The organism is Pseudooceanicola sp. NS-SX8, assembly GCF_057380755.1.
This window is the reverse complement of record NZ_CM170819.1, coordinates 2,322,692-2,343,570: the sequence shown is the minus strand read 5'-3', so window position 1 is coordinate 2,343,570 and position 20,879 is coordinate 2,322,692. Positions and strand designations below refer to the sequence as shown.

19 protein-coding genes and 1 tRNA gene are annotated in these 20,879 nt (G+C 65.4%); 4 read left to right on the top strand and 16 right to left on the bottom strand.

What is annotated here, in order from left to right:
* The 4 genes from AC2IR1_RS10725 to AC2IR1_RS10710 form a co-directional block, all read right to left on the bottom strand.
* Nucleotides 1–930 carry an ABC transporter permease subunit gene (locus tag AC2IR1_RS10725; protein ID WP_486476269.1) on the bottom strand — a complete coding sequence of 310 codons (930 nt, stop codon included), beginning with the start codon at nt 928–930 and terminating at the stop codon, nt 1–3.
* 8 nt (nt 931–938) lie between these two features.
* Nucleotides 939–1,862 carry an oligopeptide ABC transporter permease OppB gene (gene oppB, locus AC2IR1_RS10720; protein WP_486476268.1) on the bottom strand — a complete coding sequence of 308 codons (924 nt, stop codon included), beginning with the start codon at nt 1,860–1,862 and terminating at the stop codon, nt 939–941.
* A gap of 89 nt (nt 1,863–1,951) precedes the next feature.
* Complete coding sequence (locus AC2IR1_RS10715; protein ID WP_486476267.1) at nt 1,952–3,577, bottom strand: peptide ABC transporter substrate-binding protein; 1,626 nt, start codon at nt 3,575–3,577, stop codon at nt 1,952–1,954.
* 495 nt (nt 3,578–4,072) lie between these two features.
* Entirely contained in the window at nt 4,073–4,294 is a 222-nt protein-coding gene (locus tag AC2IR1_RS10710; protein WP_486476266.1) for a hypothetical protein, read from the bottom strand.
* 412 nt (nt 4,295–4,706) lie between these two features.
* Between AC2IR1_RS10710 and AC2IR1_RS10705 the strand changes: the two genes are divergently transcribed.
* Together AC2IR1_RS10705 and AC2IR1_RS10700 are read left to right on the top strand one after the other, a co-directional pair.
* Nucleotides 4,707–5,285, top strand: coding sequence for a YqaA family protein (locus AC2IR1_RS10705; protein ID WP_486476265.1), 579 nt, complete (start codon nt 4,707–4,709; stop codon nt 5,283–5,285).
* A complete protein-coding gene (locus AC2IR1_RS10700; RefSeq protein ID WP_486476264.1) occupies nt 5,282–5,743 on the top strand; it encodes a disulfide bond formation protein B in 462 nt (153 codons plus the stop codon). The genes AC2IR1_RS10705 and AC2IR1_RS10700 overlap by 4 nt, the downstream gene beginning before the upstream one ends.
* A 225-nt stretch (nt 5,744–5,968) precedes the next feature.
* On the opposite strand, the gene AC2IR1_RS10695 is transcribed toward AC2IR1_RS10700, so the two are convergent.
* From AC2IR1_RS10695 to AC2IR1_RS10665, 7 genes are all read right to left on the bottom strand, one after another.
* Entirely contained in the window at nt 5,969–9,610 is a 3,642-nt protein-coding gene (locus tag AC2IR1_RS10695) for a vitamin B12-dependent ribonucleotide reductase (RefSeq protein ID WP_486476263.1), read from the bottom strand.
* 560 nt (nt 9,611–10,170) lie between these two features.
* Nucleotides 10,171–10,812 (bottom strand): HD domain-containing protein, encoded by a 642-nt coding sequence (locus tag AC2IR1_RS10690; protein WP_486476262.1) that lies wholly within the window; start codon nt 10,810–10,812, stop codon nt 10,171–10,173.
* Between the two features lie 146 nt (nt 10,813–10,958).
* On the bottom strand, nt 10,959–11,732 hold the full coding sequence (locus AC2IR1_RS10685) for an ABC transporter ATP-binding protein (RefSeq protein ID WP_486476261.1): 774 nt from the start codon (nt 11,730–11,732) through the stop codon (nt 10,959–10,961).
* Complete coding sequence (locus AC2IR1_RS10680) at nt 11,729–12,415, bottom strand: ABC transporter permease (RefSeq protein WP_486476260.1); 687 nt, start codon at nt 12,413–12,415, stop codon at nt 11,729–11,731. Before AC2IR1_RS10680 ends, AC2IR1_RS10685 begins: the two co-directional genes overlap by 4 nt.
* Nucleotides 12,415–13,134 (bottom strand): ABC transporter permease, encoded by a 720-nt coding sequence (locus AC2IR1_RS10675; protein WP_486476259.1) that lies wholly within the window; start codon nt 13,132–13,134, stop codon nt 12,415–12,417. The genes AC2IR1_RS10680 and AC2IR1_RS10675 overlap by 1 nt, the downstream gene beginning before the upstream one ends.
* Before the next feature lie 7 nt (nt 13,135–13,141).
* Nucleotides 13,142–13,996 carry a transporter substrate-binding domain-containing protein gene (locus AC2IR1_RS10670; RefSeq protein WP_486476258.1) on the bottom strand — a complete coding sequence of 285 codons (855 nt, stop codon included), beginning with the start codon at nt 13,994–13,996 and terminating at the stop codon, nt 13,142–13,144.
* A 36-nt stretch (nt 13,997–14,032) separates the two neighbouring features.
* On the bottom strand, nt 14,033–15,220 hold the full coding sequence (locus AC2IR1_RS10665) for a M20 metallopeptidase family protein (protein WP_486476257.1): 1,188 nt from the start codon (nt 15,218–15,220) through the stop codon (nt 14,033–14,035).
* Nucleotides 15,221–15,481: 261 nt separating this feature from the next.
* Between AC2IR1_RS10665 and AC2IR1_RS10660 the strand changes: the two genes are divergently transcribed.
* Both AC2IR1_RS10660 and AC2IR1_RS10655 read left to right on the top strand, forming a co-directional pair.
* On the top strand, nt 15,482–16,129 hold the full coding sequence (locus tag AC2IR1_RS10660; protein WP_486476256.1) for a TetR family transcriptional regulator C-terminal domain-containing protein: 648 nt from the start codon (nt 15,482–15,484) through the stop codon (nt 16,127–16,129).
* A 51-nt stretch (nt 16,130–16,180) separates the two neighbouring features.
* Complete coding sequence (locus tag AC2IR1_RS10655; RefSeq protein WP_486476255.1) at nt 16,181–17,380, top strand: pyridoxal phosphate-dependent aminotransferase; 1,200 nt, start codon at nt 16,181–16,183, stop codon at nt 17,378–17,380.
* A 76-nt stretch (nt 17,381–17,456) separates the two neighbouring features.
* Here AC2IR1_RS10655 and AC2IR1_RS10650 read toward each other — a convergent pair whose 3' ends face one another.
* The 5 genes from AC2IR1_RS10650 to AC2IR1_RS10630 all read right to left on the bottom strand — a co-directional run bounded on the left by AC2IR1_RS10650 (nt 17,457) and on the right by AC2IR1_RS10630 (nt 20,855).
* Nucleotides 17,457–18,242 (bottom strand): class II aldolase/adducin family protein, encoded by a 786-nt coding sequence (locus tag AC2IR1_RS10650; protein ID WP_486476254.1) that lies wholly within the window; start codon nt 18,240–18,242, stop codon nt 17,457–17,459.
* Between the two features lies 1 nt (nt 18,243).
* Nucleotides 18,244–19,212, bottom strand: a complete 969-nt coding sequence (locus tag AC2IR1_RS10645; RefSeq protein ID WP_486476253.1) for an NAD(P)-dependent oxidoreductase — start codon at nt 19,210–19,212, stop codon at nt 18,244–18,246.
* A 227-nt stretch (nt 19,213–19,439) separates the two neighbouring features.
* Nucleotides 19,440–19,516 (bottom strand) — tRNA-Pro (locus tag AC2IR1_RS10640).
* A gap of 227 nt (nt 19,517–19,743) precedes the next feature.
* Nucleotides 19,744–20,223, bottom strand: coding sequence for a DUF192 domain-containing protein (locus AC2IR1_RS10635; protein ID WP_486476252.1), 480 nt, complete (start codon nt 20,221–20,223; stop codon nt 19,744–19,746).
* 107 nt (nt 20,224–20,330) lie between these two features.
* On the bottom strand, nt 20,331–20,855 hold the full coding sequence (locus AC2IR1_RS10630; protein WP_486476251.1) for a cold-shock protein: 525 nt from the start codon (nt 20,853–20,855) through the stop codon (nt 20,331–20,333).
* Between the last annotated feature and the right edge of the window lie 24 nt (nt 20,856–20,879).

Genomic DNA, 20,879 nt, shown 5'->3' with positions numbered 1-20,879 from the left:
TCAGCGATCCTTCGGGTCGAGAGCGTCACGCAGGCCATCACCGATGAAGAACATCGTGATGATGATGGTGACATAGAAGAACAGCGGGAAGGCCAGCTGCCACAGCGTGCCGTAGTTCATCGTCCCCGCCCCTTCGGCGATCAGCCGCCCGAGGGAGGTCATGGGTTCGGAAATCCCCAGCCCCAGGAAGGAGACGAAGCTTTCGGCCAGGATCATCTCGGGCACCAGCAGCGACGCATAGACGATCACCACGCCGATCAGGTTCGGCAGGATGTGGCGGAAGATGATGCCCGCCTCGCTGACACCCCCGGCGCGCGCGGCCTCGATGAACTCCCGCGTTTTCAGGGTCAGGGTCTGGCCGCGCACGATGCGCGACATGGTCAGCCAGCTGACCGCGCCGAGCGCGATGAACAGGGTGACGAAGCTGCGCCCGGCGATCACCAGGATCAGGATCAGGATCAGCGTCAGCGGGATCGCCAACAGGATGTCGACGAAACGCATCATCACGCTGTCGAGCCGCCCGCCGAAATAGCCCGCGATCACGCCCCAGGTCGTGCCCACGACCAGCGCCATGGCCGCGCCGATCAGCCCCACCAGAAGCGAGGTCTGCGTCGCCTGGATGGTCCGGGAGTAGAGGTCCCGGCCAAGCTCATCGAGGCCGAAGTAGTGACCTGTCTCGATCGACGGCGCGCCCATGCCCTTGATGTCGCCCATCCGGGTCCAGTCGATTTCCTCGTTGCTGAACTGGGCGAACATCGGCCCGAAGATCACGAAGAGGATCACCAGGCCCAGCACGAAAACAGATCCCATGGCGGCCTTGTTGCGCAGGAAGCGATCCAGGGCGTCGCGCAGCAGGGACCGCCCGCGTACCGCCTTGAAATCGGTGATGTCCGCGGCCAGTTCGGCCGCCTTTTCAGATTTTCCGAACATGAGACCTCTCAATACCGGATTTTCGGATCGAACCAGGCATAGGCCAGGTCGGTCAGCAGGTTCACGATGACGGTCAGCGCGCCGTAAAGGATCGTCACGCCAAGCAGCACCGCGTAATCACGGGTCAGCGCAGAGCTCACGTAGCTCTGCCCCAGCCCCCCGGTGGAGAAGTAGAGGTCGACGAAGACCGAGCCGGTCAGCACGTAGACGAAGACCGGGCCGAGGTAGCTCACCACCGGCAGCAGCGTCGGCTTCATCGCATGGCGCCAGATGATGGCGCGGGTCGGCAGGCCCTTGGCCCGCGCGGTGCGGATGAAGTTGGAGTTCATGATCTCGAGCATGGAGGACCGGGTGATCCGCGCGATGTTCCCCATGTAGGAGGTCGAAAGCGCGATCACGGGCATGATCAGGTACTGCCACTGGCCACCGTTCCAGCCGCCGCCGGGCAGGATGCCCAGCCACAGGGTGAAGACCAGGATCAGGATCGGCCCCATGATGAAGTTCGGCAGGGCCTGGGCCGCGATGCCGAGGGACACGGCGAAATAGTCCAGCCAGGTATTGTGCCGGATCGCCGCGGCGATGCCGAGGCTGACCCCCACGATGGAGGCCGCCAGGAAGGACAGGATGCCGTAGGTCATCGAGATCGGAAAGCCATGCGCGATGATGTCGTTCACGCTGCGGTCCTTGCGGACGAAGGACGGTCCGAAATCGAAATGGAGAATGATGTTGGCCAGGTAGTCCCAAAGCTGCTTCCACAGCGGTTGGTCCAGCCCGTACTGGGCATTGATGTTGGCCAGGACCTCCGGCGGCAGGGGCCGCTCGGTGGTGAAGGGTCCGCCCGGGGCGGTATGCATCAGGATGAAGGAGGCGATGACCAGCAAAAGGATGGTCGGAATCGCGACCAGCAATCGGCGCACGACGTATGCAAGCATGGATTGTACCGGAAGTGAGAGGCCCCCGGCCCTGGATCGGCGCATGCGAGGATCCGGGCCGGGGGCCGTTCAGTTTTCAGTCGGCGATATTACTCGGCGAGCTTGTACAGGTTCTTGGAGTACCAGTTCTGCTCGACGTTATCGACCGGCCAGTTCCCGACGTCGCTGTCCATCATGTAGACACCGGCATAGTGATAGATCGGGATAACGGGGACGTCCTGGGCGATGATCGCCTCCGCCTCGGTATAGAGCGGCGTGGTGTCGGACGCGGTCTTGGCCTCCGCGATCAGCTTGTCGTAATCCGGGTTGGAATACTTGCCGTCGTTGTAGCCGGACTCGGTGGTGATCAGGTCAAGGAAGGTCGAGGCCTCGTTGTAGTCACCACACCATGCGCCACGGGCCAGATCGAAGTTCTGATTGCCCCGCTCCTGCAGGAAGACCTTCCATTCCATGTTGGCCAGCTTGGCTTCGACGCCCAGCTTCTGCTTCCACATCTGTGACAGGACCACGGCGATTTTCTCGTGGCTTTCCGAGGTGTTGTAGACCATTTCGAAGGAAAGCGGGTTATCCGGGCCATAGCCTGCCTCGGCCAGCAGTTCCTTGGCCTTCGCATCACGCTCCGCCTGGGTCATCGACGCCATCTCGGATGCCGGCGGGTTGAAGCCCGCAACGGCCGCCGGGGTGAAGCTGTAGGCGGGCGGCTGGCCACCGGCCAGGACGTTCTCGGTGATCACGTCGCGATCGACCGCCAGGGACAGCGCTTCACGCACCTTCGGATCCTTGAAGGCCTCGGGGCCGGAATCGGACAGGTTGAAGGTGTAGTAGTAGTTGCACAGACGCGGGAAGCTGATCGCCTCGTCCGGGTACTCTTCCTTCAGGCGCGGATACTGGCCCGCGGGGATGTCGGTGCGGTCAAGCTCGCCTGCGAGGTAGCGGGTCAGCGCGACGTTCTCGTCGTTGATGATCAGGCCGACGGTCTTGTCGATGATCGTGTCCTCGTTGTCCCAGTACATCGGGTTGCGTTCACGCACGATGCGTTCGCCGGGGTTGTACTCGGTCAGGACATAGGCGCCGTTGGACACGATGTTCTCGGGCTTGGTCCAGTCTGCGCCGAACTCCTCGATCACCTTCTGCGGGGCCGGGAAGGTCGTCGCGTGGGTCGTCATCGTGGCAAAGTAGGGCAGCGGCTGGGACAGCTCGACGACCAGGGTGTGGTCATCGGGCGCGCTCACGCCCAGTTCCTCGGGCGCCATGTCGCCCTTCACCACGGCATCGCCGTTCTTCAGCGACATCAGCTGCATGTACCACTGGTACGGGGAGGCGGTCGCCGGATCGGCGGCGCGGCGCCAGCCGTAGACGAAATCACCCGCGACCACGGGATCGCCATTGGACCACTTCGCGGTGTCGCGCAGGTGGAAGGTGTAGGTCAGCTTGTCATCCGACACGTCGTAGCCGGTGGCAACGCCCGGCACCAGGTTGCCTTCTTCGTCCTGGTTCATCAGGCCTTCGAAGAGGTCGCGCACCACGGCGGAACCATCGACGTCTTCCACGATCTGCGGATCGAGCGAGCTGACGTCGTCCAGCAGCCGGTAGGTGAAAGTCTGGTCCGCGGCCAGCTCTTCGCCGGTGACCGGATGGGTCGCCGCGAAGGCGCCGGTGGACAGCATGGTCCCCGAAAGTAGCGTGGCCATGGCCAGCTTGGCGATGTTGTTCATCGTACCTCTCCATTTATAGTTGTGGGCCTCACTATTTCCCTCCTCTGGTCCGGACACGAGAAGATTCGCACCGGCGCTCCCTGGAAGAGGGAAATCCCAACGCGGGCAGCCTATGGAATCTGCACAGGTGTTCAAGACACCGGGAAGCCGTGGCCCCTACGTCACGAGAAAAGTTTACAAGTCAGGCAAAAACTTGCCTGAGCACGCGGCGCAACATGGCGAAAAGTGCAAAGTCGGCGCGGAAAAAATTGCATTTCTTTCGCGTCCTCCCGGCCCGGGATCAAGCCAGCAAGGCGGATCTTCACCGAAAGGTCGCGACGCGGGGCTCAAATTGGCGCCATATGGCGTCGTTTTGGCCCGAAACTGCGCTCTGCACGCCCCGACGCGCGCGAAGGGGATTCGCAAATAGCCTCTCCGGAAATGCAAAAAGGGACGCCGAAGCGTCCCTTTCCGTCCCCCTGACACATCCCCGTGCCCCTGAAAGATGGGTGGTATTCAGGCAGCCCGAAGACCCGAGAGATCCTTGTAGATGGCGATACCGCCACGGCGGCGCAGCGCCTTGATGGTGCGGGTCACACCGGTTTCCTCCAGCACCGCGCGGGTGGCGCGCGGCGTGCGGGACTGTTCGTCACCCAGCTGCTCCATCGCGGCATCGACGGCAGCGGTCAGCATTTCGAGGGAGGCGGAGCGATCGCGGGATTTCATGGACTTGCGCATTGGCTGTTCCTTCTCTTCCTGTCGCGGCGTCCGGGCTCTGGCCCTCGGCGTCGCCGGGTGTGTTCTCTGTTACACTGTTGATACATCTTTGGAGACCTGTATGCAGGCGCCCAGCCGGGTCGAAATCCACGCGGAGGGGTAGCGACCTATCCCAAGGGATAGGCATAACTCCCAACACGTTGCATCGCCCTGCCCCGGTGCGCCACGTGACGCAGGGGCAGCGCCCTGTCGCCCGGATCGCCCCGGGACACGGGCCCGACTCGCCTGGATGCAACCGCGTGCAACTGCAGGAGATATGGCCAAACTCCGCTCCCGCGATGGCTGCGCGCCCGCTCCGGCGCTGCCCCTGCTTGACCCCCCGTGCCCCGCGTGATCTGTCAGATCCGACAGCGTCGAGAGAGGACCCTTCCCCGTGATCAGACGTCTTTACGACTGGACCATCCGCACTGCCGAAACCCCTCACGCCCTCTGGGCCCTCGCGATCGTCGCCTTCGTCGAAAGCTCCTTCTTCCCGATCCCGCCGGACCTGCTGATGATCCCCATGATCATCGCCGCGCCCTCCCGCGCGTTCCTGATCGCGGGGATCGCCATGGTCGCCTCGGTGCTGGGTGGCATGCTGGGCTACGGGATCGGCTACTTCGCCTTCGACACCATCGGCCAGCCGATCCTGGAAAGCATGGGCAAGGCGCATGCGATGGAAGAATTCAACACCAGGTTCAACGATGCCGGCTTCTGGGCGGTCCTGGGCGCGGGCATCACGCCCTTCCCCTACAAGGTGATCACCATCATGTCCGGCTGGACGGGCATGCCCCTTGGCACTTTCATCATCACCTCGATCGTGGCGCGCGGCATCCGCTTCTTCCTGATCGCCGGACTGCTGTGGAAATTCGGGTCACCCGTTCGTGACTTCATCGAGAAACGCCTCGGCCTTGTCTTCACGGTGTTTTTCGTCATTCTCCTCGGCGGTTTCCTGCTGGTGAAGTATCTATGAAATTCCGACTGACTGCCGCCCTCGCCGGGGCCGGATCCGCCGCCGCCCTCCTGGGGGCATGGGGCTCGCAATACCTGGGCGGGCTCGCGCCCTGCCACCTCTGCCTGGTGCAGCGCTGGCCCCACGCCGTGGCCGTGCTGATCGCCGTGGCCGCCGTGGCCAGCGGAAAGCGCATCCTGGCCCTGCCCGGTGCGCTGGCGGCGCTGACAACCGCAGGGGTCGGCATCTACCACACCGGCGTCGAACGCGGCATCTTCGAGGGGCCGACCTCCTGCACCTCCTCGGGCACGGCGAACATGACGCCGGAACAGCTCCTCGATCACATCATGAACGCACCGCTGGTGCAGTGCGACGTGGTGGCCTTCGAATTCCTCTCGCTGTCGATGGCCAGCTGGAACGCGATCTTCTCGCTCCTGCTCACCGGCCTCTGGCTCTGGGCCTGGCGCCGCGCCGACTGACTGCGCGCCGTAGGGTGGATGCAATCCACCTTCCGCCCCATCCCCTTTGACGCCCGATCCCGGCGGTCCCGAAACGAAATGAGGGGAGGCACTGCCTCCCCTCAGTCGATCTGGCCGGGCTCTCTCTGCGCACTGCTCGATGTGCTTTCTGCCTGTCCCGGCCAGCAAGTCGTTTCGCACGGGGGACAGGCGCCTTCAAGCCCCGCCCCACTGGCAATCCCGTGATCAGCTGCAGCCAGAGGTCCCGCCGCAGGTGTTGCACTTCATGCAGGTGCCGTTGCGCACCAGCGTGTAGTTGCCGCATTCGCCGCAGGCCTCGCCCTCGTAGCCCTGCATCTTCGCCTTGGCGCGCGCATCCATCGGCGTCACCGCCGCCGTCATCGCCGTGGCAGAAACGGAAGTGACGCTGGCCTGCACCTGCTGGGTCCCGCCGCTGACGGAGGTCACATCTCCGAAACCGCCCGGCGCCATCACCAGAAGCTCCTGCGGGACACGCTTGCGCAGATACCCGGTGGAAGAGATGTGCTTCAGCACTTCCAGGGACTTCGACGCGGCATTGTCGCTGACCTCGCGCAGGTTGGCCTCGTCAGAGGCGTCCTCGCGCTTGTCCAGATCATCGAAGGACGCGCCCTGCGGCTTCACATGCGCCAGGTCGGTGCGATCCAGGTAGGACACCGCCAGTTCGCGGAAGATGTAGTCGAGGATCGAAGTCGCGTTCTTGATCGTCTCGTTGCCCTGGACCATGCCCGCCGGTTCGAACTTGGTGAAGGTGAAGGCATCCACGAATTCCTCCAGCGGCACGCCGTACTGAAGACCGACCGAAACCGCGATGGCAAAGTTGTTCATCATCGCGCGGAAGCCGGCGCCTTCCTTGTGCATGTCGATGAAGATCTCGCCCAGCGAGCCGTCCTCGTATTCGCCCGTCCGCAGGTAGACCTTGTGCCCACCCACGCTGGCCTTCTGGGTATAGCCCTTCCGGCGCATCGGCATCTTCTCGCGGCCCCGGGCCACTTCCTTCAGGACGATCTTCTCGATCACCTTCTCGGCCAGCACGGCGGCCTTCTCGTTCGGGGTGCCGCTTTCCAGCAGCTCGGCCGCCTCGTCGTCATCCTCGACCAGGGCGGCAGCCAGCGGCTGCGACAGCTTGGACCCGTCACGATAGAGCGCGTTCGCCTTCACGCCCAGGCTCCAGGACAGTTCGTAGGCCGCCTTGCAGTCCTCGATGGTGGCATCGTTCGGCATGTTGATCGTCTTGGAGATCGCGCCGGAAATGAACGACTGCGCCGCCGCCATCATCTTGATGTGGCTGTCGACTGACAGGAAGCGCTTGCCCTTCTTGCCGCAGGGATTGGCGCAGTCGAAGACCGACAGATGCTCCGCCTTCAGGTGCGGCGCGCCTTCCAGGGTCATCGTGCCGCAAACGTGGTCGTTGGCCGCCTCGATCTCTGCCCGGGTGAAGCCCAGGTGCCGCAGCATGTCGAAGCTGGGATCGTTCAGCTTTGCCGCCGGGATGCCCAGGGTCTGGGTGCAGAAGGCCTCCCCCAGGGTCCACTGGTTGAAGACGAAGCGGATGTCGAAGGCCGACTTCAGCGCGCCGTCGATCTTCTTCAGCTCTTCGGGCCCGAACCCGTGCCCCACCAGCGAGGTCGTGTTGATCCCCGGGCAATTGCCCAGAGAGGCATGACCGACGGCATAGCCGATGATCTCCTCGATCTGCGCCGGGCCATAGCCCAGTTTCTCCAGCGCAGCCGGGACGGATCGGTTGATGATCTTGAAATAGCCGCCACCGGCCAGCTTCTTGAACTTCACCAGCGCGAAATCCGGCTCGATCCCGGTGGTGTCGCAATCCATGACCAGGCCGATGGTGCCGGTGGGCGCGATGACGCTGGTCTGGGCGTTGCGATAGCCATGGGCCTCTCCCAGGCGCACCGCCTCGTCCCAGCTGGCGATGGCCACCTTGACCAGCTCCGGATCCGGGCAGTTCTGCAGGTCCAGCGGCACGGGCTTCACGGCCAGGCCTTCGTAGCCTTCGGTCACGCCATAGGCCGCGTTGCGGTGGTTGCGCATCACCCGCAGCATATGCGCCGCGTTGCGCTCGTAACCGGCGAATGTACCCAGCTCCCCCGCCATCTCGGCCGAGGTCGCATAGGCGACGCCGGTCATGATCGCGGTCAGCGCTGCGCCAAGGGCGCGCCCCTCGTCGCTGTCATAGCCGAGACCCATGTTCATCAGCAGGCCGCCGATGTTGGCATAGCCCAGACCCAGGGTGCGGAAGTCATAGCTCAGCTGCGCAATCTCCTTCGACGGGAACTGAGCCATGGTGACAGAGATTTCCAGCGTCAGGGTCCACAGCCGGGTGGCATGGATGTAATCCTCCACCTGGAACTTGCCGTCCTTGAGGAAGGTCAGCAGGTTCATCGACGCCAGGTTGCAGGCCGTGTCGTCCAGGAACATGTATTCGGAACAGGGGTTCGAACCGCGGATCTCGCCGTCTTCCGGACAGGTGTGCCAGGCATTGACGGTATCGTGGAACTGGATCCCCGGATCGGCGCAGGCCCAGGCGGCATGGCCGATGTCTTCCCACAGGTCGCGCGCCTTGATCGTCTTGGCCACCTGGCCGTCGGTCCGGTTGATCAGCGCCCAGTCGGCATCGTCCTTCACCGCCTGAAGGAAGGCATCGGTGACCCGGACCGAGTTGTTGGAGTTCTGGCCCGAAACGGAGGCATAGGCCTCGCTGTCCCAGTCGGTGTCATAGGTCGGAAACTCGATGCTCTCGTAGCCCTGCCGCGCATAATCCAGCACGCGCTTGATGTAGGTCTCCGGAATGGCGTTCTTCTTCGCCTCGCGGATCGCAGCCTTGAGGGAGGCATTCTCCGCCGGCTCGTACTGATCGCCATCGGCCCCGTCGAAGCTGCGGATCGCGGCAAAGATCGCGTTCAGCTTCTGCTCATGCATCTTGGACCCGGCGACGATGGAGGCAACCTTCTGCTCCTCCTTCACCTTCCAGTTGATGTATTCCTGGATGTCCGGGTGATCCGCATCCACGATCACCATCTTGGCCGCGCGCCGCGTGGTCCCGCCGGACTTGATCGCACCCGCCGCCCGGTCACCGATCTTCAGGAACCCCATCAGGCCGCTGGACTTGCCACCGCCCGACAGCCGCTCCCCCTCGGCCCGCAGGGAGGAGAAGTTGGTGCCGGTGCCGGAGCCGTACTTGAACAGGCGCGCCTCGCGCACCCAAAGGTCCATGATGCCGCCCTCGCCCACCAGGTCATCGGCGACCGACTGGATGAAGCAGGCATGCGGCTGGGGGTGTTCATAGGCCGATTTGGATTTCGTCAGCTTGGCCGTCTTGTAGTCGACGTAGTAGTGTCCCTGCCCCGGGCCGTCGATGCCATAGGCCCAGTGCAGGCCGGTGTTGAACCACTGGGGGGAGTTGGGCGCGGCGCGCTGCGTCGCCAGCATGTGGCGCATTTCGTCGTAGTAGGCGCGGGCGTCGGCTTCGGTGGTGAAATAGCCGCCCTTCCAGCCCCAGTAGCACCAGGCGCCGGCCAGGCGGTCGAACACCTGCTTGGAAGAGGTCTCGCCCCCCATCGTCGCGCCATCGGCCGGGACCGACCGCCACAGGAACTCCGGCACGTCCTTTTCGCGCACCTTGCGCACCTCCGACGGCACGCCGGCCTTGCGGAAGTACTTCTGCGCGATCACGTCACTGGCAACCTGGCTCCATTTCCCGGGCACTTCCAGCTCATCAAGCTTGAAGACCACGGTGCCGTCCGGGTTGCGGATCTCGCTGGTGGTGGTGATGAAGGGAATGCCTGCGTAAGCGTCCTGGCCTGCCTCAGTAAACTTGCGTTCAATCTTCATGATTTACGTGCCCCAGTTCCTAATACCGTTCGGCGGACCGTCCCCTTCTGCCTGGGGAATGACCCGATCTGCCCTACCGCCCTGCCGGGAATCCGGAAGCACGAAAGACGGCGTCGGTCGCTGACGAAACGACCGGGACCCCTGGGTCGGGGCTATAACTCGCACTGTCTCACTATGCTGCCGAAGTCACTACATTTAGTGGATCCCCCGCCTGCCGAGACAGTCTGTGGTATTTGCATCGCGATATCAACGCGCTTTTTACGATCTTTTGGCTTGACGCGACCGACGCCGGAACGGCCGATTCCCGCCGATCCCTGCGAGCCGGGAAAACCCTTTTTCCACAAGGCCCTTCACGCACAGGTTGAGGCAGCGCATCAGCTTGCGCTGCAGTTGCAAACCCTTGCGGCAGCGCGGCAATTTCACCACACCACCCACCAGATGCCTGCCCGGAGGGCAGATCAACCGCTACATCTGGTGAAAGGCGCCTTTGCAGAACCCGGCAGTCAGGCCCCCCACGGTCCCGGCGCGGCCCGTCTGAGAATCGCCGGCCCCACCGGGCATCATCGCAGGCCGGCGCGGATCTCCTCGGGGTCGTGACCCGCCTTGCGCATCTTGGCCTCCGCTCGCCCGCGGATCACCGACAGAAGCACCCGCAGCGCCCCGTCATGGGCGCATTCTGCGTCCATCTTGGAGTAGACGAGCCCCAGTTCCTGCGCCGTCCAGGTCTTCAGGTCCGCCAGGTTGTGCTGATGCTGTACTTCCAGCTTGTCCAGCGCCCGGGCGAACTTCGCCTCCGCGCTTTCGCAAGCCTCGTATTCGTGCCAGAGCTCCATCAGCAAACCGGCCGCGGCCCCGGGCAGCATGGCCTGCATCTGCGCCATCGCGCGCGCCTCGTCTTCCAGCTTGGCCTGCTTGCGGGGGCTCTCCTCGAAATAGGGAATGTCCCCGGTGATCGCCTCGGCAATGTCGTGCAGCGCAATCAGCTTCAGGGTGTGTCCAAGGTCGACAGGCTGCTCCAGGTAGGGCGACATCAGCACCGCCGCCACGGACATCAGCCAGCAGTGTTCGGCGACGCTTTCCTGCCGGCCATCCGAAAGCCAGCTGTGCCGCATCTCCGTCTTCAGGTTCTCCGCCAGCGAAAGCACGTCGACAATGCCGTCCGCCGCCGCCCTGTCGAACCCCTCTTCCCCTGCCGCTCCCATTGCGCCCTCCGCCCGAAGCCTGCACAGGCCGCCCCGGCCCATGCAGGCAGCCTGGCACAGCCATATGACACGGCGACGTCACCGGGCCTGTTCACAGGGACACGGCGCGGGCGGCAAACCCCGCCCGCTCGCATCATCCAATGCCCCTAGGCGCGGTCGAAATACCCGCTCAGGAAGGCGCGGCAGCGCTCGGACCGGGCATTGCCGAAAACCTGCTCCGGTGTGCCGTCTTCCTCGACGACGCCCTGGTGCAGGAAGACCGTCCGGCTCGACACCTCGCGGGCAAAGCCCATCTCGTGCGTCACGATGATCATCGTCCGCCCCTCCTCCGCCAGGTCGCGCATGACCTTCAGCACCTCCCCCACCAGCTCCGGATCCAGGGCCGAGGTCGGCTCGTCGAAGAGCAGCGCACGCGGCTTCTGTGCAAGGGCCCGGGCAATCGCCACACGCTGCTGCTGGCCACCGGACAGCTGGTTCGGCCAGGCGTCGGCCTTGCCGGCCAGGCCGACCTTCTCCAGCAGCGCCATCGCCTCGTCCCGGCATTCCGCCTTGTTGCGCTTCTGCACGACCAGCGGCGCTTCGATGACGTTCTGCAGCACCGTGCGATGCGGCCACAGGTTGAAGTTCTGGAAGACGAAGCCAAGGTCGCGACGGATCGCACGTGCCGTCCGCTCCTCCGCCCGGTTCAACTTGCCACCGCGCGGCGCGATATGCTGCCCCCCGACAGAGATGGAGCCGCTGTCCGGCGTCTCCAGCATCGGGATGCAGCGCAGCAGGGTGCTCTTGCCCGATCCGCTGGCCCCGATGAGAGAAATGACATCGCCGTCATGCGCCATCAGGTCGATGCCGCGAAGCACCTTGTTGTCGCCAAAGCTCTTGTGCAGCCCCTTGACCGAAACAGCGGGAAGATTGGAAGTCATTGTCTTGCTCCGAATTGCCAGGGAGAAAGGGCGCGTTCGGCCCAGGAAGTGGCCCGGGTGACGATCAGCGACAGCACCAGGTAGATCAGGCCGGCGCAAAGGAAGATCTCGACCGCGCGCCAGGTTTCGGCCACGGCCTCTCGGGCGATGCCGGTGACGTCCATCAGGCTGATCATGCTGACCAGCGCGGTGGATTTCAGCATCGAGATGATCTCGTTCGAATAGGCAGGAAGCGCCTGACGTACCGCAATCGGCAGGGTCACCCGGCGCAGGATCTGCACCGGCGACATGCCACTGACGCGGGCCGCTTCCTGGGCACCTTTCGGCACGGCGCGCAGACCGCCACGCAGGATCTCCGCCGTATAGGCGGCATCGTTCAGCATCAGCGCGATCAGCCCGCACCAGTAGGGTTCGCGCAGCAACGGCCAAAGGAAGCTCTCCCGGACAAAGGCGAACTGCGCCAGCCCGAAGTAGATCATGAACAGCTGCACCAGCAGCGGCGTGCCGCGGAAGACAAAGATGTAGACGCCCGCGATGGCCGTGCCGATCCGCGTGGTGCGCGCCAGGTTCAGCGCCAGCGCGATCACGAAACCGCCCACCAGCGCGAAGAAGGCCAGGTTCAGGGTCAGGGGAAGACCGCCCAGCAACTCCTTGAAAAGCGAAAGAAGATAGGCCGTATCCATCAGCGGGATCCTCCGGCGTAACCGGCCATGCTGCGACGTTCCAGCAGGCGGAACACCTGGTCGGACAGGGTCGTGATAGCCAGGTAGATGACGGCGGCGGCGGTATAGAACAGGAAGTGTTCCTGCGTGGTGCCCGCGGCGATGGACACCTGGCGCATGGTCTCCACCAGGCCCGTGACCGACACCAGCGCGCTTTCCTTGATGGCCGACTGCCACTGGTTGCCCATGCCCGGAATGGCGGTGACCATGGCCTGCGGCGCGATCACCCGGCGGAAGAGCTGCCAGCGCGTCATGCCGACGACCCGGCCTGCCTCCAGCGTGCCCTTGGGCACCGCCTGGTAAGCGCCGCGCAGCACCTCCGACTGGCCCGCGCCCGAGATCAGCCCGATGGCCAGCATCCCGGCCACGAAGCCGCTGATGTCGAAGGGTCCCTCGAAGCCGAGCGCCGTGCCGAAGAAGCTCACCACCTGGCGGCCGCCGAAGTAGAACAGGAAGATCACCAGAAGATCGGGCACGCCCCGCAGGACCACCACGTAGGTTTCCGCGATCCGGCGCGCCCAGGCATTGCCCGAAACGCGTCCCCAGACCGTCAGCGTGCCCAGCACGGTTCCCAGCAGGAAGGCCGAAAGCGACACGGCGAGGGTCATGAGGCCGGCGCGCAAAAGCACCGGCCCCCACCCCTCGGGGCCGAAGCCCAGGAGATACAGATCGGAAGTCATGCGCCCGTCAGTATTGCTGCGGCGTCACGACAAGGCCGAACCACTTGGTGGACAGCTCTGCCAGGGTGCCATCGGCCACCATGCTTTCCAGGCCCGCGTTGAAGGCGTCACGCAGCTCGGTATCGCCCTTCTGCACCGCCAGGCCGGAGCCGGAGCCCATGACGCCGCCGATGAAGGTCGGGCCGGTCGCCGTGGCCTTGTCGCCGTTCTTTTCCAGGAAGGCGGCAACGTTGGTGAGCGAGGCGATGCCCGCGTCGATGCGGCCCACGCTCAGATCCTGGTAGACGTCGGGACCGTTCGGATAGGTGCGCACCTTGACGCCCTTGTCTTCAAGGTACTTCTCCAGGAAGGCCGACTGGATCGTCGCCTGCTGCACGCCCACGGTCTTGCCCTTCAGCACCTCGACCACGGCATCCACGGCCGGATCGATGCTGGCCGGGTCGTCCAGCTGCGCGGTGACGCCATCCATCGGCAGGTCGATCCCGCCGGAGTTCATCACGACGAAGGTGGACCCGCCGGTGGTGTAGGGATGGGTGAAATCAACGACTTCCTTGCGCGCCTCGGTGATGCTGACACCGTCGACGACGGCGTCGTACTTGCCGTCGATCAGCCCCTGGATCATGCCATCCCAGGCCTGGGAAATCAGCTCGATCTTCAGGTTCTCACGCTTGGCAATCTCGTTCACCAGGTCAATCTCGAACCCGTAGAGCTCCCCATTCGGGCGGGTCATGTTGGACGGAGGGAAAGCGCCCTCGGTCGCGATGACGATGGTGCGGTCGGTGACATCGGCCTGGGCGCCGGATGCCGCCAGCAGGGCTGCGGAAAGGGCAGCGCCGGCCAGGGCGCGTGTGGTCTTGAACATGTTTGGTCCTCTGTTGGTCTTGGGTTTGGGAACCGCTCAGCCGAGCAGTTCGGCAGCCATCCGGGTCAGTGCGATGGCACTGTCCGCGATGCAGCTTTCATTGGGCTGGTAGTCCGAGTTGTGCACCCGGTCGTTCCGGCCGGGGGTCTGCGCGCCGACCAGGATCTGGATCGACGGCATGCGTTCACTGAAGAGGGAGAAATCCTCGGCCCCGAAATTGCGCGCCTCTTCCACCAGGGGCGCGATGCCGAACTGCGCTTCCAGCGCTTCGGCGGCACGGTCGACCATGGCGTCATCGTTGATCAGCGCGGGCACGCCCCGGACGTATTCGACATCGGCCTCCAGGTTCATCGCGGCCGCGGCATGGGTGCAGATCCGGTGGAAGGCCTCCTCGACCCGGTCGCGCGACGCGGCGCTGCGGCAACGGGCCGTGCCCTCGAACATGCAGCTGTCGGGGATGATGTTCTGCGTCTCCCCACCCTGGATGTGACCGATGGTCAGGACGGCGGATTGCGTCGGGTTCATCTCGCGCGACACGATGGTCTGCAGCTGGCTGATCACATGCGCCGCGCCGACGATCGGATCGATCGCCGCATGGGGCCGTGCCGCGTGGCCGGACCTGCCCCGGATCACCACCTTGAACTCGTCGCTCGATGCGGTGCCCGCCCCGCGGGTCAGCAGCACCCTGCCCGCTTCCAGCTCCGGCCGGTTGTGGAAGGCGATGGACATGTCCGCACCATCGGCCGCGCCATCCGCGATCATCGCGGCGGCACCGCTTTCCAGCGTTTCCTCCGCCGGCTGGAACACCAGCCGCACCGTCCCGCGCAGTTGCGGCGCGATCTTTGTCAGCGCATGGGCCGCACCCAGCAGGGAGGAGGTATGGAGGTCGTGCCCGCAGGCATGCATCTTGCCCGCAATGGTGGAGGCAAAGGGCAGCCCGGTCATTTCCTGGATCGGCAGCGCATCCATGTCGGCCCGCAGGATCAGGCAGGGCCCGGGCGCGCCGCCCGCGATTTCCGCCACCACGCCGGTGCGCCCGACACCCGTTTTCGGCTCCAGCCCCATGGCGCGCAGCTCCTCCGCCACCCTGGCAGCGGTGCGAACGGTGTCGAAGCCGGTCTCGGGGTGGGCATGGATATCCCGGCGGATCTCGATCAGCCGCGCCTCGACCTCGCGCACCAGCGTTTCGATCTCCGGGCCGGGATCATTCGCAAACTCTTTCATCAGTATCCTTCCGCCAGCGCGAAGATCGCCTCTCCTGCGCGGGATCTTGGTTATTTCAAGCTCGGGTGCGGGACCCTATTTACCGCACTGTTATACGATTGTATAGTAACGTCGACAAGTTTGATGCCGACCCCTGCCCCGAAACGCCGCTTTCGCGACATTCCCGTCCGGTCTGCTTGCAAAATGAACACGCAACCCTTGATGCCGACCCGGCAGCCCCGGATGCTGCGGCCCAGGCATCACAACGCAGGAGGACGCCCCGTGACGCGACGCAGCTACCAACGCCTTGGGGAAGACGCACGGCGCAGCGCCCTGCTGGAAGCAACGCTGGATTGCCTGGCCGAAGACGGCATGGGCGGCGCCAGCGTGCGCAAGATCGCGGACCGCGCCGGCGTCTCGGCCGGGCTGATCCGTCACTACTTCTCGTCAAAGGACGAGATGGTGCACGAATCCTACGCCTACCTGATGGACAAGCTGACCGGCGCCGCGGCGACCTCGGCCAGCGCCGCCTCCGAAGGCCCGGCGCAGGCGCTGGCACATTTCATCGCCGCCAACGTGATGCAGCCGAACCTTTCCTCCCGGAAGGTCTCCCTCTGGGCGACCTTCATCGGCCGCGTCCGCTCCGGCCAGCGCTACGCGGAGATCCACCGCGAAAGCTACAGGGAGTTCCTGGACCTGCTGGAGACGATGATTCACCCAGTGCTGGTGCAGCATGACCTGCCCGCCGATCCGGCCACATGCCACGGCCATGCCATTGCCCTGAACGGCCTGATCGACGGTCTCTGGCTCGAAGGCTCGCTTGGCCACGGGCTCTACGATCCGGCGCGGCTGCCCGGCATCGCCCTGACCGCGGCCGAAGGCATCCTGCGCCTGCCCGACAACACGCTGGTGCGCTCCGCCGCACCCTGAAGACATGCGCCCACCCCCGGGCACGCACGACGCGAACGACAAGGAAAGCAAATGCATTACGCAGCGATCACCGACAGGCTGAAGGATCTGGGCGGCGACAAGTGGGCCGTCCACAACGCCGCCCGCGCCCGCATCGACCGCGGAGAGGCGATCATCGAGCTGACCATCGGGGAACCCGACATCCCCACCGATCCCGCCCTGGTGGATATCTGCGCCCGGTCGATGCGCGACGGCCGCACCCGTTACTCCAACGGACGCGGCGAAGCCGGGCTGGTCCGCGCGCTGGAACGGACCTATGCCCCCCGCCTGCCCGACATCGGACCGGAAAACATCCTGTGCTTCCCCGGCACCCAGACCGCCCTTTTCGCCGTGATGCTGGCCCTGGTCGAAGCGGGCGACGGCGTCCTGATCGGGGATCCCTATTACGCCACCTATGACGGCGTGGTCGAAGCCACCGGCGCCCGGGTGCAGCCCGTGCCGCTGAAGATGGAGCATGGTTTCGTGCCCCAGCCGGCAGACCTGCTGGCCGCCATCACCCCCGAAAGCCGCGTCCTTTTGCTGAACACGCCGCACAATCCCAGCGGCTCCGTCATCGACCGCGCCACCATGCAGGCCATCGGCGAAATCGCCATCGCCCATGACCTCTGGATCGTCTGCGACGAGGTCTACGAATCCCTGATCTTCGAGGGAGAGTTCGCTTCCCCCCTCGACATCCCGGCGCTGCACGAACGCACCATCGTCGTTTCCTCGATCTCCAAGAGCCACGCCGCCACCGGGTTCCGCAGCGGCTGGGCCATTGGCCCCGTCGAAGCGATGCGGCTGATCCTGCCGATTTCCGAAACCATGCTCTTCGGCAACCAGCCCTTCATCGCGGACATGACAGAGGCGGCTCTTACCGGCGACTTCGACACGGCAGACCGGCTGCGCAGTTCCCTGGCGCGGCGCGCGCGGGCCTGCCAGGCCAGCCTCGAAACCGCCGAAGGCCTCTCCTCCTTCATGCCCCGGGGCGGCATGTTCATGATGGTCGACGTCTCCGCCACCGGCCTCGGGGGTGAGGCCTTCGCCTGGCGCCTGCTGGAGGAAGAGGCCGTGGCCGTCATGCCCGGCGACAGCTTCGGCGCAGAGGCGGGCCACCTGATCCGCCTCGGCCTGACCCTGCCCGATGATGAGCTGGCAGAGGCCGTGCGCCGCATCACGGCCCTGGCCGCCCGCCTTTGCGCGGCCCGGGCAGAGGCTGCGACGCCGGCCTGAGACCTCGAAACCCCGGAAAAAAGGGCGGGTGCCGAATGGCCCCGCCCTTTTCCATTTCATCCGGCCCGCGCCGTGATCAGTCGCGATAATCCGGCGCGATCCGATCCAGCAGGCGCAGATGCGCGGCCCATTCCAGCGCCACGTCGTCATCCTCCCCCATGGAGCTTTCGTACTGCTTCGCCACATGGGCCGCCACCTCCGCCGGCACGGCGCGCAGCGGCTGGCCCATTGACAGGGTGGCAACCTGGATCTCGCAGGCACGCTCCATGTAGAACATCGTGTTGAACATCGCGGCCGCCGTGGCCCCGGTGGTCAGCAGCCCGTGGTTGCGCAGCACCAGGACCGGCTTGTCGCCCAGGCTCGCCACGATGCGCTCCCGCTCGCCCAGGTCCAGCGCGATCCCCTCGTAATCGTGGTAGGCGATCTGGCCGTGGAATTGCAGCGCGATCTGGTTCAGCGGCAGCAGCCCCTCCTCCAGCGTCGACACCGCCACGCCCGCCCGGGTGTGCGTATGCATGATCCAGGCCGCGTCGTGGCTGGCCCGGTGAATGGCCGAATGGATGGTGAACCCCGCCGGGTTCACCGAATGGGGGCTGTTGCCGACCTTGTTGCCCTCCACGTCGATCTTGACCAGCGAAGATGCCGTGATCTCCTCCCAGGCCAGGCCGTAGGGATTGATCAGGAAATGCCCCTCCTCGCCCGGAACGCGGGCGGTGATATGGGTATAGATCAGATCCGTGAAGCGGTAATGCCAGGCCAGCCGGTAACAGGCCGCCAGCTCCTGCCGGACCTGCCACTCGGCTGCGCTCATGCCCGCGGGAACGGGGCTCCCTGCCGTCGTCATCGTAGTCTCCTTGGTCATGTCAGTATCCCCGCCCGCGTTCGATGCCCAGGCTCAGCGGGCGCCCCTCGCGCAACTCCCGCGCCGTAAGAAGGATCTGCTCCGCCACCACCGACGGGATGGAATCGCTGGCAATATGCGGCGTGATGCGCAGGCGGTCGTCCTGCCAGAAGGGGTGATCCGCGGGCAAGGGCTCCTCCCGGAACACGTCCAGCGTCGCCCCGGCCAGCTGACCACGCTCCAGCGCCGCCAGCAGGTCGGCCTCCACCAGGTGCTCGCCCCGCCCGATCTGCACCAGCCAGCTGTCCGGCGCCATGGCCGCGAACAGCGCCGCGTCCAGAACATCTTCGGTCGCCGGGGTCAGCGGCAGCACGTTCACCACGAACTGCGCCCCGGTTGCCGCGGCGATCACCCCCTCGGGGCCGGTGCAGTAGCGCACGCCCTCGATGGGGTCCGCAGGCGCACTCCGGCAGGCCACCCGCAGGCTGAACCCGAGCGCGCGCAGCGCCCGTGTCACCGCCGCGCCCATGGTGCCATTGCCCAGCACCGCGATCACCGTATCCTCCGGCGCCTGCATCGGCAGCGGGCTCCAGCGCGCCTGCGCGGCCGAGGCCGCCAGCGTCGCGAACCCGCGCGAGACATGCAGCACCTCATGCGCCACGTAGCCCGCCATCAGCGCCGCCTGGTGAGGATCGCGCACCCGCGCGATGGCAACGCCCGGTGCCAGGCCCGGATTGCCGATCAGGTCGTTCACCCCGGCGCCGATCGACATTGCCAGTTCCAGGTTGGGATAGGCCGCCAGGCTCCCGGCCTCCGGCAGCCAGCAGACCGCGAAGCGCACCTCATCCGGGTCCGTGACCTGCTCGGGCCGCAGCACGGTGACATCGTCCCCGCCCTGCCGCAGCGCCGCACCATAGAGCGCCTCAAGGTCGAGCGTGGGGCTCAAATACACGCCAAGGATCCGGTCAGGTCTCTGGGATGTGTCAGACATGGGCGTCCTCCGTTGACTATCACGAGGCCGTTGTTGCACGATTGTATAATTACTGGCAACCCCGGGATCCCGTCCTGCAGCATCCCCCAAGACGAGACAGCCCGCCCCCAGCTGCGCGGCATAACTCCCGAGCTCTGCCTACCCACGGCGGACGCCCCCACGACGAACACACCCCGGCCCGGCTGGGCTCAAGGCACGAAGGCTATTTCAAAGATGTCATTGTAAAGTGGTCGGGGCGGCGAGATTCGAACTCACGACCCCCTGTACCCAAAACAGGTGCGCTACCAGACTGCGCTACGCCCCGGACCGTGCGCCTCTCTAGCCGCTGGAAGCGGCGTTGAAAAGGGGGCGCGCAGCGGAAGTTGCACCACCCCGGCACAAAGCCTCATTCAAGGGCTTTCCTGTCACGGGTATTGCGCCCGGGGCTTAGCCGCCGCGGGCTTTCTCTTCAGAGGACGCCCAGTGACGGCAGTTCAGTGACGGCAGCCCACTCACGGCAGCCCACTCACGGGCAGCCGCGCAACGCCCCACTCACTCGCAGACCGCCGCCGCCTTTTCCGGGTCGATCGCCGGGTGGCGCAGAACCGTCCCCTCGGTGATCCCCATGCGTGCCGCCAGGCCGCCGTTGATCTCCAGCACGTACTGGCTCTCGCCGCCGGGCAGGCTCGTCTCGTCGCGCGGCTTGCCGTGCTGGATGGTGACCAGGGTGCCGGTCTCGTCGAAGAAGAGGATGTCGAGGGGGATCAGCGTGTTGCGCATCCAGAAGGCCAGCCGCTGCTGCTGTTCGAAGATGAACAGCATGCCCTGCCCCGTCGGCATCGACGGGCGGTTCATCAGGCCCAGCTGGCGTTCGGCCGGATCGTCCGCGATCTCCACCCGGAAGGCGGCCATGCCGCCGGGGGTGATCAGCTCGACCCGATCTTCCCGGCAGGCGGCGCCGGCCAGCCCGGGCAGCAAAAGGGCCAGCGCAAGCGCCGGCCCGATCACGGTTTTCTTCACTGTCTCGTACATGGGATGGTCCTTCAGGCTGCGCCCCGCAGGGCGGCGTTGCCAGGATCCTGCCACGGGCCGCCGGTCTTCGCCAGCCCCGCCCGCAGCCCATATGTCAGCCGGCGCAGCTAACGCGTCACGGCCTCCCATGGGGAGATTTCGGTCGCCATGCGGCCCCGCTTGCCTTCGATCACCCGAAGCGCCACCGCTTCGCCCGGCGCAAGATCCGCCAGACCGGAGGCGCGCAGCACCTCCACGTGGATGAAGACATCCTCGGGCCGGCCGAAGATGTTGGCAAAGCCGAAGCCCTTGACCTTGTCGAACCATTTCACCCGAGCGGGCTCCATGGGAATGGTCTTCATCACCTCCGGATCCAGGGCCCTGAAATCCTCCAGGACCGTCGCCCCCGCGCCTTCGGGCGGTGCGATGCTCAGGACCTCGATGGCCTGTTCGCCGCGTTGCGTCTTCTGGACGATGATGTCCAGTTTCGCGCCATCGGCGACTGAGCTCTGGCCGAAGTTCCGCAGCACGTTGGCGTGCAGCAGGATGTCCGGCCCTCCTTCATCGGCGACGACAAAGCCGAACCCGCGCGCCGGGTCGAACCACTTCACGTGGCCGGCCAGCGTCCGGGTTGTATCGTCAATTTGATTCACGTCTTACCCCGTTCTTCGTACGCG